At 73.2% G+C, this 16,910-nt stretch carries 16 protein-coding genes and 1 pseudogene; 2 read left to right on the top strand and 15 right to left on the bottom strand.

Features of this window, described 5'->3' with window-relative positions:
- Together IG86_RS39160 and IG86_RS45145 are read right to left on the bottom strand one after the other, a co-directional pair.
- A pseudogene (locus IG86_RS39160) lies at window positions 1–225 on the bottom strand (hypothetical protein); the annotation flags it as partial.
- A 129-nt stretch (window positions 226–354) separates the two neighbouring features.
- Complete coding sequence (locus tag IG86_RS45145; RefSeq protein ID WP_030900555.1) at window positions 355–1,596, bottom strand: hypothetical protein; 1,242 nt, start codon at window positions 1,594–1,596, stop codon at window positions 355–357.
- Window positions 1,597–1,846: 250 nt separating this feature from the next.
- Here IG86_RS45145 and IG86_RS45420 point away from each other — a divergent pair, with 250 nt between their 5' ends.
- Window positions 1,847–4,297 (top strand): bifunctional serine/threonine-protein kinase/ABC transporter substrate-binding protein, encoded by a 2,451-nt coding sequence (locus IG86_RS45420; protein WP_157854915.1) that lies wholly within the window; start codon window positions 1,847–1,849, stop codon window positions 4,295–4,297.
- Between the two features lie 594 nt (window positions 4,298–4,891).
- Here the strand turns inward: IG86_RS45420 and IG86_RS44680 are convergent.
- The 6 genes from IG86_RS44680 to IG86_RS40230 all read right to left on the bottom strand — a co-directional run bounded on the left by IG86_RS44680 (window position 4,892) and on the right by IG86_RS40230 (window position 9,730).
- On the bottom strand, window positions 4,892–5,284 hold the full coding sequence (locus IG86_RS44680; protein ID WP_234316092.1) for a hypothetical protein: 393 nt from the start codon (window positions 5,282–5,284) through the stop codon (window positions 4,892–4,894).
- Between the two features lie 444 nt (window positions 5,285–5,728).
- A complete protein-coding gene (locus IG86_RS0128095) occupies window positions 5,729–6,169 on the bottom strand; it encodes a VOC family protein (protein WP_234316093.1) in 441 nt (146 codons plus the stop codon).
- A 121-nt stretch (window positions 6,170–6,290) separates the two neighbouring features.
- Window positions 6,291–7,673 (bottom strand): mycothione reductase, encoded by a 1,383-nt coding sequence (locus tag IG86_RS0128100; protein ID WP_030900559.1) that lies wholly within the window; start codon window positions 7,671–7,673, stop codon window positions 6,291–6,293.
- Window positions 7,674–7,776: 103 nt separating this feature from the next.
- Entirely contained in the window at window positions 7,777–8,379 is a 603-nt protein-coding gene (locus IG86_RS0128105; protein WP_030827813.1) for a TIGR03086 family metal-binding protein, read from the bottom strand.
- Window positions 8,380–8,446: 67 nt separating this feature from the next.
- A complete protein-coding gene (locus tag IG86_RS0128110) occupies window positions 8,447–8,974 on the bottom strand; it encodes a DoxX family protein (RefSeq protein ID WP_030827816.1) in 528 nt (175 codons plus the stop codon).
- A 240-nt stretch (window positions 8,975–9,214) separates the two neighbouring features.
- Window positions 9,215–9,730: a GNAT family N-acetyltransferase gene (locus tag IG86_RS40230; protein WP_051785464.1), complete on the bottom strand. Its 516-nt coding sequence runs from the start codon at window positions 9,728–9,730 to the stop codon at window positions 9,215–9,217.
- A gap of 257 nt (window positions 9,731–9,987) precedes the next feature.
- Here IG86_RS40230 and IG86_RS0128120 point away from each other — a divergent pair, with 257 nt between their 5' ends.
- Window positions 9,988–10,278, top strand: coding sequence for a hypothetical protein (locus tag IG86_RS0128120; RefSeq protein WP_030827822.1), 291 nt, complete (start codon window positions 9,988–9,990; stop codon window positions 10,276–10,278).
- Window positions 10,279–10,287: 9 nt separating this feature from the next.
- Here IG86_RS0128120 and IG86_RS0128125 read toward each other — a convergent pair whose 3' ends face one another.
- The 7 genes from IG86_RS0128125 to IG86_RS44005 all read right to left on the bottom strand — a co-directional run bounded on the left by IG86_RS0128125 (window position 10,288) and on the right by IG86_RS44005 (window position 16,888).
- Window positions 10,288–10,581, bottom strand: coding sequence for a WhiB family transcriptional regulator (locus tag IG86_RS0128125; RefSeq protein WP_030827825.1), 294 nt, complete (start codon window positions 10,579–10,581; stop codon window positions 10,288–10,290).
- A 208-nt stretch (window positions 10,582–10,789) separates the two neighbouring features.
- Window positions 10,790–11,557: a class F sortase gene (locus tag IG86_RS0128130; RefSeq protein ID WP_234350562.1), complete on the bottom strand. Its 768-nt coding sequence runs from the start codon at window positions 11,555–11,557 to the stop codon at window positions 10,790–10,792.
- The gene (locus IG86_RS0128135; protein WP_030900569.1) at window positions 11,554–12,378 is read right to left on the bottom strand and encodes a hypothetical protein; all 825 of its coding nucleotides are present in this window, start codon (window positions 12,376–12,378) and stop codon (window positions 11,554–11,556) included. The genes IG86_RS0128130 and IG86_RS0128135 overlap by 4 nt, the downstream gene beginning before the upstream one ends.
- Window positions 12,375–13,091: a ribosome-inactivating family protein gene (locus tag IG86_RS0128140; RefSeq protein ID WP_234348894.1), complete on the bottom strand. Its 717-nt coding sequence runs from the start codon at window positions 13,089–13,091 to the stop codon at window positions 12,375–12,377. The genes IG86_RS0128135 and IG86_RS0128140 overlap by 4 nt, the downstream gene beginning before the upstream one ends.
- A 262-nt stretch (window positions 13,092–13,353) precedes the next feature.
- Entirely contained in the window at window positions 13,354–14,328 is a 975-nt protein-coding gene (locus tag IG86_RS45150) for an FAD binding domain-containing protein (protein ID WP_030900574.1), read from the bottom strand.
- The gene (locus IG86_RS39175) at window positions 14,325–16,073 is read right to left on the bottom strand and encodes a xanthine dehydrogenase family protein molybdopterin-binding subunit (RefSeq protein ID WP_208864279.1); all 1,749 of its coding nucleotides are present in this window, start codon (window positions 16,071–16,073) and stop codon (window positions 14,325–14,327) included. Before IG86_RS39175 ends, IG86_RS45150 begins: the two co-directional genes overlap by 4 nt.
- Window positions 15,968–16,888 (bottom strand): (2Fe-2S)-binding protein, encoded by a 921-nt coding sequence (locus tag IG86_RS44005; protein WP_208864280.1) that lies wholly within the window; start codon window positions 16,886–16,888, stop codon window positions 15,968–15,970. Before IG86_RS44005 ends, IG86_RS39175 begins: the two co-directional genes overlap by 106 nt.
- Window positions 16,889–16,910: the final 22 nt, after the last annotated feature.

The raw sequence follows: 16,910 nt of genomic DNA on the forward strand, positions 1-16,910 counted from the left end.
GGTAGGAGCGGGGGCGGGGGCGGGGGCGGGGCGCAGGAAGTCGGCCACGTGCCTGCGTGAGAGGAACGAGCCGATCCCCGCCCCCAGCCCGGCCGCCACCGCAGCCAGCACACCCGTCACCCGCCCGCCCAGCAGCCACCCGAGACAAGCACCACCGGCCACCCCGCACATCACCAGCACGAAAGTGATCATCAGATGGATGCGGGCAGCCGGCGAATACCTCATGTACAGCAGTATGCAATGCACACCTACCCCGCCCCGACGCGACGGCCGCCGCGACGCTGATGCGCCTCGACGGCGCCGCACCCGACGGCGGCGGGCCACGCCATGCCGAAGACCCCCCCCCAGCCGGCGTCAGGGGTTCAGGGCGCCGGAGCGGTCCGGGGTACGCAGCGCCTCCAGCCGCCGTTCCGCCAGCCTCAGGTGACCGGGATCGGGCAGCGGCAGCGTCCGCAACAGACCCACCAGCTCCGGCCCCGCCTCCAACGCCCCCGCCCGGTCCTTCACCTGCGTCCAGCAGTACAGGGCCCCCGCCGCCGCGTCGCGGACCTCGGCCGCATCCGCTCCCTGCCACTCCAGCCGCGCCCGCCCCGCACGCACCCACAACCGGGTCGCCGACACGAAATCGCCCGCCATCCGCGCAAGGTCCGCACGGATCTCCGCGCACCGCACCGCCTCCGCCGACGCCCGTCCCCACCGCTCCACCACACCCCGCTCCCACGCTCTGGCCAGCACGTCCGCCTCGCCGTGCCGGCCCTCCACCGCCAGTGCGTGCAGTCGCGCCCGCGGATCGTCCTCCACCACGCCCACCCCGACCGCGGGCGGCGGTCCGGCGGGGGCGGGCACGGCCACCGGTTCGGGTTCCCGACGCGGGTGACCGGGTGCCGGCGCCGGCACACGGCGCATCTCCAGCTCCCGCGCCGACGGCACCACCAGCGTGCCGGGCGCCAGCCCGGCCGACCCCGCCGCCAGCACGTGCACCTCCACATCGGACGGCCGCACCGGAGCGCGCCGGAGCTGATCGATCCACTGCCGGGTGTACCCGCTGACGCCTCCATCGCCCACCGGCACGTCCGGCCCGCACACCACCCCGAACACCTCCGCCCCCGCGAGTTCCGCGAGCCCCGGCAACGCCCCCGGCTCCCCCACCAGTGGCCACGCCTCCTTGTCCGCCACCAGGTCGACCACCACCGTGGTCACACCCCCCGTACGCGAACGCAACTCCCCCACCAGCCAATCCCACGGCACCGAGGTGTACCGCACACTGCCCGCCGTCGTCCCCGCCAGCGCCACGAACAACCGCCGGCCCCGACGATCCGCCGTCAACCGCCCCGACACGTACACGAACAACGGTCCTGTCGCGGTCACGGCCGCGCGCAACCGCGCCAACACCGTGTTCGGATCGCGCACCCCTTCCAGGCACACCGTGTCGGCCGGCACCTCGCACCCCAGCAGCACATCGGCCGGGACCATCGCCAGCGCGGCGACATTCGCTCCCGGAGCCACCAACACCCTGCCGCGCCGCACCGCGGCATCCGCCGCCACCAACAGCACGTGCCCGCGCGACGCCTGCCCCCGACCACCGCCGTCGCCCACACCACCGAAACCCATGGGGCGACGCTATCCACACCACACCCCCCACCCGCACCAAACCCGGAGAACAGCACACCAACACACGCAACGCCGGTCGCGGTGGACAGGTTTGCGTAGAACAGACGATCACGGTCCGTGGGAGGAGGCTTCGTCCGCCACTACCCCGACGGGCGCACCACGCCCTCGTCACCGTGGGCGTGATCAAGCCAGACTTCCGTCACCTGATCGGCTCAGCAGGATCTAGAGTGTGCGCGTGACCGAGCAGAATCCCGAACTCATCGCCGGCCGGTACCAGCTGGTCGAACGCATCGGCCAAGGCGGTATGGGCCGGGTTTGGCGTGGCGTCGACCAGCAACTCTTCGGGCGCGAGGTCGCCGTCAAGGAGATCCTCTTTCCGCCAGGGCTGGACGACGACGACCGTGCCGCGCTGCTGCGCCGGTTCATCGGCGAGGCCCGCGCGGCGGTCACGCTCAGCCACCCCGGGATCATCACCATCCATGACGTCGTGGAGCACGACGGCGCGCCCGTCATCGTCATGGAGCTGGTGCGCGGGCAGTCCCTGGCGGCCACCATCCGCAGCCAGGGCCGACTGCCCGTCCAGCGGGTGGCCGAGATCGGCTCCGCCCTGCTCGACGCCCTGGCCGAGGCGCACGGGGCGCGGATCGTCCACCGTGACATCAAGCCGGACAACGTGCTCCTGACCAAGGACCGCGTCGTCCTCACCGACTTCGGCATCGCCCACCTCGCGGACGCCACGACCAGGCTGAGCCACAGCGGGACCGTCATCGGCACGCCCCAGTACATGTCGCCGGAGCAGCTGGAGGGCAAGCGCCCGACCCCCGCGAACGACCTGTGGGCGCTCGGCGCCACCCTGTACCACGCAGTCGAGGGGCGCCCGCCGTTCGATGCGGAGGGGCTGCACGCCCTGGCCGTGGCCGTGTTCACCCGACCGCACCGGCCGCCGGCGCACGCGGGCCCGCTGGCACCGCTGCTGGACGCGCTCCTCACCAAGGATCCGGCGCAGCGCGTGGAGGCCGCGGAAGCGGCCGGGATGCTGGCCTCGGTGCTGCGGTCCTCCCCGTCGCTGCCCGATGCCCCCACCGGGCAGGGGCGCGAACCGGAGCCCGGTCACACTCCCCCGCCCGACCCGAGGACACCCTCCGTGCCGGCAGGGGAGCAGGCACCGCGGCAGGCGCCGCAGCAAGCACCGGACCAGGCACCCGACGAGGCACCCGACGAGGCGCCGGACCAGGCGCCGTCGACGACGCCTTCGGTGCCGACCCCGACGGTCCTCGACTCCGGGTCCGTCGCCGGCACGCCGCAGCGCTCCGTACCGGACCGGCCGACGGCTCCGCCCGTTCCGCAGGCACCGGCCGAGGATCCGGTCGTGCACGGGACCGTGCCCGAGATGCGGCAGGGCCGGCAGGCGTCCGCCCGGGGGCGTACCCTCACCCGGCGCTCGGTGGTCCTGGGCGCGGCGCTGGCGACCCTCGCCACGGGCTCCGTCCTGACCTGGACCCTCACCCGTGACGATGACACCCGCGGCGGCGGCAAGGCGGCCGGCAGCGGGGCGCCCGCTTCCTCCGTCACGGTGGTGATCGGAGTGGACGCACCGCTCAGCGGGGGAATGTCCTCGATGGGCGTCGGCATCAAGAACGCCGCCGATCTGGCGGCCAAGACCGCCAACGAGTCCGGGCACGTCCCGGGCGTGAACTTCGAGATCAAGGCACTGGACGACGGGGCCGACCCCGCCAAGGGCGCCTCCAACGCCGCCCAGTTCGTGTCCGACGAGAAGGTCCTGGGGGTCGTGGGGCCGCTCAACTCCGGGGTCGCCAAGACCCTGGTGCCACCGCTCGCCCAGGCGAACATGGCCGTCGTGTCCCCCGCCAACACCGACCCCGTGCTGACACTCGGCCCTGACTGGGCGGCGGGCAGCACGTCGCGTCCGTACTCCACCTACTTCCGCACCGTCGCCACGGACGTGGACCAGGGACCGTTCGCCGCGCGCCACCTGCACGGCGAGGCGAAGAAGACCAAGCTGTACGTGGTCGACGACGCGAGCGCCCACGGCACGTCCCTCAGCTCCCGTTTCGCGGCCGAATTCACGAAGCTCGGCGGAACCGTCGTCGGTACCGAGCAGGTCGATCCCGCGGAACGCGCCTTCGAGGGCCTCGCCACGAGGGTGAAGTCGTCGGGAGCCGACGCCGTCTACTTCGGCGGCTACTACGACACCGCCGCGCCGATCTCCCAGCAGCTCAAGCAGGCCGGGGTGAACGTCCCCCTGATGGGCGGCGACGGCATCTTCGACCAGCAGTACCTCACGTCGAACCCGAAGGCCGAGGGCGACCTCGCGACCAACATCGGCACACCCGCCGAGGATTCGGGGGCGGGGCAGGACTTCCTCGCCCGGTACCAGAAGGCGGGTTATCCGGAGGCGGCCGGCTGGTACGGCCCCTACGCGTACGACGCGACGTGGTCGCTCATCGAGGCGGTGAAGGCGGTGGTGGCGTCCAACGGCGGCTCCCTCCCCGACAACGCCCGGGCGAAGCTGCCGCAGGCCGTGGCGGGGCTGGCCTTCGACGGCGTCACGGGCCGGGTCGCCTTCGACGGCAGCGGTGACACGGTCAACCGTCGGCTGACGGTGTACGCGGTGAACGGCGGCAGCTGGGCGCTGGTGCGGAGCGGATCGGCCGCCGCCCGCTGACGCTGCCGATCGTCCCCTTGGGCCGGCACGTCCTGCCGGTAGGTCTGCCTGGGCCGGCCTGCCGGCCTGCCGGCATCCGAAGCGTTCCATCAGGGGGAAACATGACGAGTTACTCGATCTCGGTCCGTTTGCAGCGCACGACGGTGGAGGAGACCTACGTCTCCGATCCAGAAGGAACCTGACCGTTCCGACGCCGACGCCGACGCCGACCGATGACGCTGCACTCGCGGCCCGACGAGCGCAGATCAGGACCCGGACCAGCGCACCCCGGCGGGACGTGGCTGAACGCTACGGGCCGTGGAACCGGGTCTACGACCGAGGTCAAGGGCCTGATCACCTGGGCCGTGGACATCGACTCCACCACCTGCCGGGCCAACCAGCACTTTCGCCGTACACCTGGCGGGTACCCGCCCGCAGCCGGTGTCCCGGCCGGGGAGATGGTGGCTCAGGCCTCGATCTGTGTCCAGGTGTCGTCGGCGCGGAGCCAGAGGATGCCGTCGCGGCCTTGGGCGCAGCGCATGGCGACCGGACCGGGCAGTCGCAGCTTCTCCTGGGCGGTGATCACCCAGGCATCGTCGACGAGTTCCGCGCGGCTCAGCTCGACGCCGGGGGGTTGTGGAACCGGTGGGTGAGGAGCATCCGGGTGCCGCGGACGGCGATGCCGTCGGTGTCCTTCAAGGGGTTGCGGTAGCTGCTGATGTCACCGGTGGCGGGATCGATTCGGGACAGGAAGGCACCCTCGTGGCTGTACCAGGCGAGCCAGGCCACGGCCTCCTCGGTGGCCCCCGCGCTTCCGCCGAGGGGCCGTACAGGGAGCCGTCCCCGAGGGTTCCAGGTGTGGCTGGCGTCGGTGTGCCAGCGGGCCAGGCCGGCACTGGTCTCCGGGTGGTCTCCGTAGATGCCCTCGTCACCGTAGGAAGTCCAGATGCCGCCTTCTCGGTCGGTGACGATGTAGTCGATGTCGTCACCGATACCAGGGGAGTACACGACCGCGTTCCTCTCCCAGCTCCCGTTCCGGTCCCGGCGTGGACGGCCTGACGCCAGTAGAAAACGTGACCACGAGAGCAGGGCCGGGTGGCTGGTACGCGGGGCTGTGCCGGTGACAGAGGTGCGGTGTTCCACCCCGTCCGAGATCACGACCAGCACGGGGAACGGCGCAGGTGACGTTCCTGGACCAGCACCCCCGCGAGTTCGCCACCCGGTCCGACGCTCCACCACAGGGCCCGCCATCCAGCCCGGGCATCCTCAGGGGGCAAGCTCCACACGACGGGCCGTTCGCCGAGCGCCATCGGCATTCACCTTTTGAACTCCGGGCCCAACGGCGCCCGAAGAAATACACGTTACCGGACGGCTGCTGTAGCGCTTGCGCCACCTACGGACGGTCCGGCTTGATACTTCGGCGGCAACGACTCAAGCCGGCAGAGACGGAGCCTAGCCGATGCGTTCGGCCAGGGCGACGATGATGCCCGCCGGGCCGCGGAGGTTGCAGAGGCGGTAGACGTTCTCGTACTGCGCCACCTCGCCGAGGAGTTCGGCGCCGTGGCGGCGCAGGCGGGTGATCGTGTCGTCGATGTCGTCGACGGCGAACATGACACGGTGCAGACCCAGCGTGTTGGGGGGTGGGTTGAGCGGTCCGGTGGTGATCGCGGCGGGGGTGTGGAACTTCGTCAGCTCCAGCTTGCCGTGGCCGTCCGGGGTGCGCATCATCGCGATGGCGCTGCGGACCCCGTCGAGGCCGACCGTCTGGTCGGCCCAGATCCCCTCGATCTGCGCCTCGCCCTCCAGCTCCATGCCGAGTTCGGTGAAGAAGGCGATGGCGGCCTCCAGGTCGTCGACGACGACGGCCACGTTGTCCATCCGCTGGATCGTCACGGGGTGCTCCTTCTGCGTCTCGCAGTCCGTTCCGGCTATTGGTACCCCTGGGACGGAGCCGGTGCCGCGTTCTCGACATCCGGAAGTGTCGGAGTCCTGGCTGCTTCACCCCACCGACGGCCTACGGCTCGCGATCGCCGAGGTCCAGGTCGCGGAGGGCGTTGGAGACCACCTCGGTGGGGGCGGGGTGGATCCACAGGGGGGAACGGGCCAGGTCGCGGGCCTTGATGTCGAGGCTCATGGCGATCACCAGCGGCTGGATCAGGGTCGCTGCCTGCGGGCCGAGGATGTGGGCGCCCAGCAGCAGTCCCGTGCGGCGGTCCGCCAGTACCTTGCAGAAGCCGGTGGTGTCCTCCAGGGCCCAGCCGTAGGCGGTGTCGGCGAAGCGGCGTACGGAGACGGCGTGGTCGAGGCCCTCCTGCCGGCACTGCTGCTCGGTCCTGCCGACCTGCGCGATCTGCGGGTGGGTGAACACCGCTGCGGGGACGGCCTCGTGCGAGGTGCGGACCGGGGCGTCGGGGTGGAGCAGGTTGTGCGCGACGACCTGGGCCTCCCGGTTCGCCACGTGTTTGAGCGGGAAGGCCGTGCTCACGTCCCCGAGGGCGAACACCCCCGCCGCGCTGGTTCGCTGGAAGGCGTCCACGACGATCCGGCCGTCGTCGTGCAGGTCGATGCCGGCCCGGCCGGCGTCGATCCGGTCGCTGTTCGGGGTGCGCCCCACCGCCACGAGCAGGGTGTCCGCCTCGACGGCCGGGCCGTCGTCCAGCACCAGGCGCAGCCGTCCCGGCTCGCCCTCGACGCGGGTCAGTGCCGTGCCCGTACGCACCTCGTAGCGCTCGGAGGCGATGGCGGTGTAGGCGGCGGCGACCGTCTCGTCCTGGGCGGCGAGCAGCGTGTCCTCCTGCTCGATGACCGTGACGCGACTGCCCGCCGCGTGGAAGACGTGCGCGAGTTCGGCGGCGATGTAGCCGCCGCCCAGCACGGCGAGGTGCCGCGGCGGGCGGTCCAGGCGCATCACCGTGTCGGAGGTCTCGTACGGCAGTCCGCCGTCCCGGACCGGCGGGGGTACGGCCGGGCGGCTGCCGACGGCCACGACGACCTGCTCTCCGCGCACTGTGACGGTGTCGGCGCCGGTCCCGACGGTCAGTGTCCGGTCGCCGGTGAAGCGGGCGCGGCCCTTGAAGACGTCGACGTTCGCGGAGCCGCGCCGCCCCTGTTCCCCCTCGGCGGCCTCCTGGTCCAGCCGGCCGAAGACCCGTTCGCGGACGGCGGGCCAGTCCACGCGGCCCGGCCGGGCCTCCACGCCGAACCGGCCGGCCTCACGGACGGTGTCGGTGAGGTCCGCGACGTGCACGAGCATCTTGCTGGGGATGCACCCGCGGTTCAGGCAGGTGCCGCCGAACGGCCCCTCATCGACGACGGCCACGTCCAGGTGCGAGAAGCGCTCGTCCACGACGGCGTTGCCGGAGCCCGCCCCGACGATCACGAGATCATGAGTTCGCATGCGGCGGAACGTACCCCCGTACGGCGGGCGCACCCGTGCACGGCACGCGGCAGGTGGCGCGCGGCAGGCGGCACGCGGCACGGCGCGCGCCCCGCCGCCCGCGTCACGGGGTCGCCGGTGGGGTCCAGGCCGGGTCGCGTCCGCTCAGCCCGACTGCCCGGTCCAGCAGCGGGGCGTCGTCCGGTACGGGCACGACCGGGCCGAAGATGCCCCCGCCGCGGGTCTCGTCCTCGGCGGCCGCCAGCAGGAAGTCGTACGCGGCGCGCAGCGCGGCCTGGTCGGGTGCGTACTCCTGGCCGGTCGCCCGGGCGAGGTCCCAGCCGTGGATCACGAGTTCGTCGACTGCCACCGCACCCGCGATGTCGCCGGGCAGGTCCACGCTGCCGGCCCGGGTCATGCCGGTCCAGGCGGCCGGGTCCCGCCAGGCCTCGGCCAGCTCGCCGAGGACCCGGGGCAGCTCCTCGCGCCACCCGGCGGGCAGCGGGGTGGCGGCCGGGTCCGGGGCGGTGTCCGTCGTCGGGCCCAGGTCCTTGCGTGCGGCGTCGCGGAAGGCGACGGCCAGGCCGGTCAGGTGGACCAGCAGGACACCGACCGTGTACTCGGGGCAGGGCGTCGGGTCGTCCAGCCGGACGTCCGGGACGCCTGCCGCGAGACGGGCCACGGCTCGGGTCTGTGCTTCGAGGTCCAGAATCGTCCTACCGGTCATCTGCCGCTCCTCCTGGGCGGTGGGGTGGTGAGTCCGCGCCCGGCCGGCCGCCGACCCGTTCGGTCGTTCACTCCTCCTGCCGGCCCTCGTCCGACCGGTCCTGTGCGCGCTTGGTGACGACGGCTGCCGCCGCGGCGGCGCTGGCGGCGAAGGCCAGGGCGAGCATCCACCGCTGGTCGAAGGTGTGGCCGGTGGCGTGGTCCAGGGAGTAGCGGCCGGCCCCGGCGAGGCCGATGGCGGCGGCGGTGAACCCGAGGAAGGCCGGGTACTCGAATCCGCCGCCCTGGGCGAAGAAGCCCGCGGGGGCGTGGACGGCGACGGCGCCCGCCATGGCTCCCGCGGCGGCGGCGCCCGCCGCCGGTGTGGCCAGGCCCAGTACGAGCAGCGCCCCGCCCCCGGTCTCGCCGAGTCCCGCGGCCAGCGCGCTCTGCCGGCCGGGGGTGTATCCCATGTGCTCCATCGCGGCCGCCGTCTCGTCGAGACCGGCGCCGCCGAACCATCCGAACAGCTTCTGGGTGCCGTGCGCCATGAGCACCGCTCCGGTTCCGGCCCGCAGCGCCAGCAGGGCGAGGTCGCGTCGGTTGATACAGCTCATCGAATTCTCCCTGGAGGCGGCGGCCCGGTCGTGGTGCGGTGACGACATCCGTATCCCGCCGCGGCGGCGGCGACCCGGCGCCCGCGCGCAGGTCCGCCGAACGGGCGACCGCCCAGCGGAGCAGTGCACCCGGGGTTGCCGGCGCCCGGTGGGGCGCGGGCGTCGCAGCCGTGCCGGTCCTGGAAGCCGACGCCCGGCCGACCCGGTGCGGGCGGGCTCCCGATCCGGGGGCCGTCCGGCTCAGGGCCCGGACGCGCTGATCCCCGTACGGGCATCCGGGGCGCCGGTATCGCCCTGGAGCCATACGTAGCCGACCGGCTGGGCCTCGTTCCAGGCTTCGGCGAGAGCGGGGTCCACGGGCGCGAACCCGGCCCCCCGGTAGCACCGCAGGGCTCTCGCGTTGGCCGGGTGCACGCGCATGAAGACGTCGCTGAAGCCCGCCGCGACGGCCCGGGCGAGGAGTCCCCGCACCAGCGCGCGGCCCAGGCCCCGGCCCCGGGCGTCCGGCGCCACGATGATCCGGGCCAGCTCGACCTCGTCCTCGTCGGCGTCGAACCACAGCTCTCCGTACCCCACGACCTCCCCGTCCGCGACGAGGACGTGGGCCCGGACGTCGGCGTCCCGCTGCCAGTCGGTGATCGTCTGCGCGGGCACGGGGAACTCCTGCCGCCCGCACCACAGGGTGACCTCACCGGCCGAGGCCGGCCAGCCGGCCACCACGGCCGCGTGAGCAGCGGAAAAGGGAAGAAGATCCATACCCGTCGATCCGTCCGGAGTCACGACACGATCCGGCAGCCGGCTCCCCCACCGGGACGCGGGCCGGGCGGGCCGGGCGGCTGCGCGGGCCGACACTACGTGCCCCGGCCGGGCCGTCGCACCCGGATTCCGTGCGCGTTCGCGTCACCGCGGCGGGTCGACACCGCGCTCCGCAGGGCGCGGGAGGCCCGGCGCGTTCACACTGGCAGGACGACGAGTGCAGTGTTGTGCTGCGTGCAGTGCGGCAAGGAGGCCGGATGAGCTGGGCATCGTGGACCACCTGCGGGATCTTCGCCGGCCGGGACGGAGTCATGACCGGCGAGTCGGGTCCCGTCCTCACCGGTGAGCTGGACATCCACACCACGTGGACCGAGGTCGAGTGTCTGGCCTACGTCACGGTGCAGTACAGCGGGGCCTCCGACTGGCTGCCCCTCGCGGGGAGCCCCGTGCCGTGCCCCAGTGAGGAGGCGAGCCGCGCCCTGCATGAAGCGGTCATCAATTCCGTCCGTGCCGGAGCGCGCCTTCCCCTGAGCACCGGCCTGCTCTGAGGTTCGCCGTCAGGCCACCGCGCCCACGGTGCTGCGGGCCGCGTGGGCCCGGCGTTCCTCGGTGGTGAGCCCGCCCCACACCCCGTACGCCTCCCCGGTGTCCAGCGCGTGCCGCAGGCACGCGGCCCGCACCGGGCAGCGGGCGCATATCTCCTTGGCCGCCTGGTCGCGGGCGGCGCGGTCCTCACCGCGCTCCCCCGCCGGGTGGAAGAACTTGCGCGAACCCAGGCCCCGGCAGGCCGCTTCCGCCTGCCACGCCCAGTGGTGCTCGGCCAGGCCCGGGAGTCGCGACACGTCGGACATTGCTTGCTCCTTCCGTGGGATGGTGATGACGAAGGCTCGCCTGCTCACGATCCGGCGGATGAAACGTCCGTCGCGACGTGGCCGCCGACGGGTCCGGCGGCGGGGTCGGTCGGCGGTGTACACGTGGGCGGGTCCGTCGGCCGCAGTGGGGGGTGTGCGGCCGACGGACGTCTTCCCGGCCCCGCCGTCCCGGCTGCGCGGCCCGGGGCTACGCGGCGCCCGTCATGCGGGCGAAGACCACCACGTTGCTGTCGTAGTAGTGCTTCTTGGGGTCGAAGTCTCCGCCGCAGGTCACCAGGCGAAGACCCGCGTGGTCGAGGTTCTTGTAGACCTCCAGCGTGGGGAACTCGGCCTTCGGGTATTCGCCGACCCGGTCCACCGTGAACGTGACCGTCTTGCCGTCCTTACGGGTCACCTTGATGGTGTCACCGCCCTTCATCGTCTTGAGCTTCTCGAACACCGCTGATGCTCCGTTCCAGGTGACGTGTCCTGCGATCACGGCCGGTCCCTGGGAGCCGGGCGTCGGTCCCGGCTCGTACCAGCCCGCGAGCGCGGGGTCCTTCGGGGTCTGCATGGTGCCGTCGGCGTTCTGCCGCAGCGTCTCCAGGGTGCTGGTCAGTCCCAGGGAGGGGATCGTGATCTTCTGCGGCTCCGACCGGGCGAGGGCCTGCTCGGCGCGGCCCGCACCGGCGCCCGCACCGGTGCCGGCGCCCGTACCGTTCTGCGATCCGTCCGCCGATGTCGCGGCGTCACCGCCGGCGGGCTTCCCGGCGGGCGAGGCGGCGCCCGGTGCCCCGCCCTGCCCGCCCTGCCCGGCCGGGGCGGGGGGCTTCGCCGCGTTCTGGCCTCCGCACCCCGCGAGGAGCAGGGCGGCGAGGGCCGCGGCGGCCAGCGGCCGTACGGTGCGGCGTGCGCTGCGGCGCCGGGGCGGCTCGGTGGACGGGGTCACCGTCTCGGGTTCGGGGGCCCGCTTCACGCGCCGCCCCCCGTGTTCTCCTGGCGGACGGGGACGGCGGAGGCCCGCTTGCGGGTGAGGGCCACCGCACCGGCCGCCACGGCGAGCACGGTGATCGCCACGCCGTCGCGCATCGTCACCTGCACCGAGGCGTTCCCGAGGGAACCGCCGCCGGTCTCGATGGCTCCGACCGGGATGGATCCGACGGCCGCGCCCTTGACCTCTCCGCAGTTGGTGGGAGCCGTGGCTTCCTGGGGCAGCTTCGTGTCGAGCTCGCTCTTGCCGGCGCCCTCGAAGTCGTACTTGCCGTTCTTGTTGCGGTCGATGCCGTGCTGTACGACGTGCAGGTCCTTGATGTGGTCGACCACGTCCTGGCCGACGGTGATGGTCCGCTTGTAGGAGATCTTGCCCTTCTTGTCGGCGACGGGCATGCGGTCCACGGCGAGACCGCTGGTGGCCTTGGTGTCACCCGTCGTGGTGAGGGAGATGTTGATGTCGCCGTAGTCGTGCGTGGCCTCGGTGTTGCTGAGGACTCCGTCGCGGTTGGTGTCGTCGGTCGCGTCCGGGCACTTGAAGTCGTGTCCCTTCGTCGAGCCGTGCAGGTGCTGCGCCGACGGCGAACCGGGCACCATGCCTTCGGACTCGATCTGCACGGTCAGCTGGTTTCCCTTGAGGCTGAGCATGACCGTGCCGCGGGATCCTGATTCGTTCAGCTGCGCCAGGTCGATCTGGTACGCCTTTGCGCCCTCCGCGAGAGCTGGTCCGGAAAGACCGAGGGTCAGGAACACGGCGGCGGGTACAGCGGCGAGAACCACGTTGCGACCGGCGCGCTTGACTATCACATTCGCTCCTGTTCCGTTGATCCCCGGGACGGGAATCGCAGATCGTACGGGGTCGAAACCAGCCCCCGGAGAGGGGCTCGTTCCTTCTTCGGCGCCCCAACGCCTTTGGATTGGTGTCTGTTTGAAGATTTTCCGGCGCCCACTGCGTCCGACAGCCTGCCTCCGGGCATCCAGATGCGTGACATCGCATCGGCCAGGGCGGGGAATCGGGCGGCATCGCAGAGCATCACCGAGAGCACGAGCATTCCGTGCGCGGTGGATTTCGGATCACGGTTCCGGTGCAGCCACGTGACCGCGTCGCCCAGGGGGCGGCGCCCCAGGAGGATCCCCGAACTCCGCACGCCCGCGGCCGTCTCCAGGTCGCGGCGCCGGCCGCCGAACGGCAGTTCCTGCGTTCGGGGGATGCCGGGTGGGGCCGCCGCGTCCCGCACGTGGCGGAGATGGGCTTCGGGTGGGGCCTGCCCGTTCTCGAAGGTGTTGCGGAATCCGATGATGCGGGGGCCCGCCTCGTGCGGGCGGAGCTCGATGCAGAGCTCGATGAACAAGCCTCGAAGTTGAATGCGGAGGGGGAGGTGGGATTTCCCGTCGTCCCCCGGGCCGGCCATGCTGAAAAGACCGTGAGCATCTGCTGCTCTCGACCGGATGGCCGACGTCAGGAGCCGATACTCGTCCACCGATGCGTACGCCGAGGAAAACGACACGGGTTTCAGCATGGCCGCCTGCATCAGGTGGAGGAGCCGGAACCCGGACTCCTCGTCAGTAATCTGAACGGAATCGGTTCGACCTCGCTGTACTCACGCACGCGCATCCACCGCCTTCGACATCATTCCGATCACCGGCGGGTGACCTGGTCCCCATCGCCGGTTTCGGTTTCGGTTCGGTCTCGACCTTTGTAGTCCTCCCGGCGGTGAACGGGCGAATAGTTGGCCTCTGTTGCTAAGAAATCCGCGCCCGCTCCCGGTGGGTGGGATGTGGTCAGTGCGCCGGGCCGGTGGCGGTCGTCCCGGCCGCCGCCTGTTCGAGGACCTCCAGGACGGTGTCGCGGAACAGCGTGGTCTTGTAGCCGGTCTGCGGCAGCGGCCGGCAGCGGTCCAGCACGGTCGCGGCAGCCGCGGCGAGGGTCCCGGGGGTGGCCTCGCGGCCGATGAGCGCGGCCTCCACCTCCGCAAGCCGCAGCGGGACGCGCGCCACGCCGCCCGCGGCGACGGCGGCGTGCGTGACGGTGGCCCCGTCGAGCGCGAGCCGGGCGGTGGCCTCGACGAGGGGCCACTCGGCGTGGGCCCGGCTGGTGGCCCGGTGGTGGGCGGCGCGTTCGCCGGGCAGGGGTGCGGGCAGCCGGACCGCGGTGAGGATGCGGTCCGGCGGCAGGAGGTGGTCGGCGTGGTGGAGCCGGTCACCGTCTCCGTACAAGTCGGCCACGGAGCGCGGGGATTCGCCGTGGACCTCGGCCTCGGCGTCGTAGGTGAGCAGGGCCGTCGCCAGGGTGGACGGGTGCGGGGTGATGCAGGGGCCGCCTCCGCTGACCACGCCGAAGTGGTGGTCGCCCTCGCGGGCCGGGCAGCCGGCGCCGCCCTTCTGCAGGCAGCTGACGTGTGGGTTGCGGTAGTACCAACAGCGGTTGCGCTGGAGCAGGTTGCCGCCCAGCGTGCCCGCGGCGCGGATCTGCGGGGTGGCCGCGGCCCCGGCGGACGCCGCGAGGGCCGGCCAGCCCGCGCGTACCTGCGGATCGGCGGCCAGCGCGGCGAGGGTGGTCAGGGCGCCGATCCGCAGCCCGCCGCCGGGCAGCGGGGTGGTGCCGTGCAGGTCGGCGGTGCCGTCGAGGTCGGTGAACGGCCCGGTGGAGACGCCGCTGCGCTGCCGGGCGCCGGTGTCGGTGCCACCGGCGCGCAGCTCGCCGCCGTGGGCCCGTACGGCGGCCGAGAGGTCGGTGAGATCGGGCTCGGTGCTCACGTACGCAGTCCTTCCAGGAGCCGGTCGGGGCGGATGGGCATGTCGTACGGGCGCCAGCCGGTGGCGTCGTGGACCGCGTTGGCCAGGGACGCCGCGGTGGGCAGGGTGGCGATCTCGCCGAGGCCCACACCGCCGCCGGGGACGTGCTCGAAGCCCTCCTGGTGGAAGTGGACGGTGATCTCGGGGGTGTCGCCGATTCCCGGGATGCGGTAGTCCTCCAGGTTCTCGGTCAGCACCCGGCCGGTGACGGGGTCGGTGCGCCGTTCCTCGAACAGGGCGTAGCCGATGCCCTGGACGACGGCGCCCTCGCACTGGCCGCGGGCCAGCCGGTCCTCGTGGATGCGGCCGGCGGCGATGCCGCTCCACACGCTCAGCGGGCGGATCCGGCCGAGCCGCGTGTCGACCTCGACCTCGGCGACCTGCACCGACCCGGTGAAACCGCGGCCGACGGCGATACCGCCCAGGGTGAAGGGGGTGACGAAGCCCCGGCGGTCCCGGGGGCGTCGGCCGGTCACCCGTACGCCGTGTGCCGCGTCCAGCCGGGCGGCGACGTCGGATCCGCCGAGCGCGTCGCGCAGCCGGTCGGCGGCGTCCACGGCGGCGGGCACGAGGGAGGGGGTGGTGCGGCTGCCGCCGGAGACGGGGCCGTGGACGGCGTCGCTGCGGCCGATCTCGGCGCGCACCCTGGCCTCCGGCAGGCCGAGCGCGTCGGCGACGGCCCGGCGCAGTACGGTGCGCGAGCCCGTGCCCATGTCCTGTACGGCGCAGCGGGCGACGACGACGCCGTCCTCGACGGTGAGTTCGACCTCGGTGACGGGGTCGAGGAAGTACAGCCAGTTGGCGGCCGCGACGCCGACGCCGCGGCGGAACCGCCCGCTGCCGCCGCGGCGGCCCGACCAGACCGGCAGGGCCGCGGCCCGCTCGTACAGGGCGTGCCGTTTGGGGTTGCCGTCCCAGCGGCGGCGCAGGGCGATCGGGTCCTGGCCGAGGCGGTGGGCCATCTCGTCGACGGCCTGTTCCAGGGCCCAGCACATGGTGGGTCCGCCGGGGCCGCGGAAGGGGGCGCCGGGGGGCGTGTGGGTGACCGTGTCGAAGTCGCGGAGCCGGCGGGGGGCCTTGCCGTACATGAAGCGGGCCAGGGCCGCGACGGAGCCGCCCACCGAGACCCCGCCGTCGTTGTCCGCGTCGATGGCCAGCGCGCTGAGGTCGCCGTCCGCGTCCGCGGCCATCGCCAGCCGGATCCGGGTGCCGGGCCGGTAGCCGCCGTCGGTCAGTTCCTCGTCCCGGTCCAGCACGACCCGTACCGGGGCCTCGTGCAGCCGGGCCAGCTCCACGGCGGCGACGACGTCGGAGGTCAGGCCCATCTTGCAGCCGAAGCCGCCGCCGACGTGCGCGGCCCGGGCCACCACCCGTTCGGGGGGTACGCCGAAGCGTTCGGCGGCCAGTTCGGCCACGCGTTTCACCGACTGCGTGGACACCTGGATGTGGAGGGTGCCGTCGGCCCAGTGGGCGAGGCAGGCGTGCGGTTCGAGCGGGGTGTGGGTCTGTGGGGCGGTGGTGAAGACGCCTTCCACGACCCTGTCCGGGTTCTTGGTACGGGCTTCCCGGATGCGGCGTACGGCCGCGGCGGGGCGCTTGCTCATGGCGGAGGGGCCCCGCAGGTTGCCGCGCCAGCGGGCGGGCACCAGCTGGGGGGTCTCACCGGAGCCGGGCGCCCGCTTCCGCGCCGCCTTGTCCTCGTACACCAGCGGGCCCTCACCGGTGCGGGCCCGGCCTGCGTCCAGGGCCGCCGGGAGCACCTCGTAGTCCACCGTGACGCGCGCGGCCGCGGCTCGTGCGGCGGCCCGGTCGGGTGCCGCGACCGCCGCGACGGGTTGCCCGACGTACCGCACCACGCCGTCGGGGGCAGCAGCGGGACGAAGGGCAGGTCGCCGGCTTCGAGGGAGCGCACGTGCGCGTGGGCGTGCGGCGAGCGGATGATCACGCCCTCCAGCAGGCCATCGGGGTGCAGGTCCGTGGTGTAGCGGGCCGATCCGCCGGTCTTCTCGGGGGCTTCGGTGCGCGGGACGGCCGGGGCCTGCCTGCCGGTCGGTGCCGTGTCGTAGTCGCCGGCGCAGGCCGCGGCCACCGCCCTGAAGATCCCCTCGTAGGCGCCGCAGCGGCAGAGGTGGCCGGCCAGGGCGGCCGCGATCTGTTCGCGGCCCGGCCGGGTGGGGCCGTGCTCGGCGCGCCACCGTTCGAAGAAGGCCGCCGCCTCGACCACGAACCCGGGGGTGCAGTAGCCGCACTGGAGGGCGTCCTCGCCTGCGAAGGCGCGTGCCACGGGGTGGGTCGCCAGGCCCTCCACCGTCGTGACCCGCCGGCCGGCCAGCCGGGCTGCGGGGGTCAGGCAGGACACCCGGGGCTCGCCGTCGACCTGGATCGTGCAGGCGCCGCACACGCCGCCGGCGCAGACCAGTTTGGTGCCGGTCAGTCCCAGGCGGTCGCGCACCACCTCCACGGCGGCCGGGTCGTCGTCCACGTCGACCGTGCGGCGGGCGCCATTGACCTCGAACTCCACGAGACGTACTCCTCAGCCGTGG

Source organism: Streptomyces virginiae (genome assembly GCF_000720455.1).
In the GTDB taxonomy this organism is placed as follows: Bacteria; Actinomycetota; Actinomycetes; order Streptomycetales; family Streptomycetaceae; genus Streptomyces; species Streptomyces virginiae.

Bases quoted from the DNA above. Each gene is read 5' to 3' on its own strand.
- IG86_RS0128100 (WP_030900559.1), bottom strand. From the start codon at position 7,673: ATGCGAACTCATGATCTCGTGATCGTCGGGGCGGGCTCCGGCAACGCC.
- IG86_RS0128105 (WP_030827813.1), bottom strand. From the start codon at position 8,379: ATGACCGGTAGGACGATTCTGGACCTCGAAGCACAGACCCGAGCCGTG.
- IG86_RS0128110 (WP_030827816.1), bottom strand. From the start codon at position 8,974: ATGAGCTGTATCAACCGACGCGACCTCGCCCTGCTGGCGCTGCGGGCC.
- IG86_RS40230 (WP_051785464.1), bottom strand. From the start codon at position 9,730: ATGGATCTTCTTCCCTTTTCCGCTGCTCACGCGGCCGTGGTGGCCGGC.
- IG86_RS0128120 (WP_030827822.1), top strand. From the start codon at position 9,988: ATGAGCTGGGCATCGTGGACCACCTGCGGGATCTTCGCCGGCCGGGAC.
- IG86_RS0128125 (WP_030827825.1), bottom strand. From the start codon at position 10,581: ATGTCCGACGTGTCGCGACTCCCGGGCCTGGCCGAGCACCACTGGGCG.
- IG86_RS0128140 (WP_234348894.1), bottom strand. From the start codon at position 13,091: ATGCTGAAACCCGTGTCGTTTTCCTCGGCGTACGCATCGGTGGACGAG.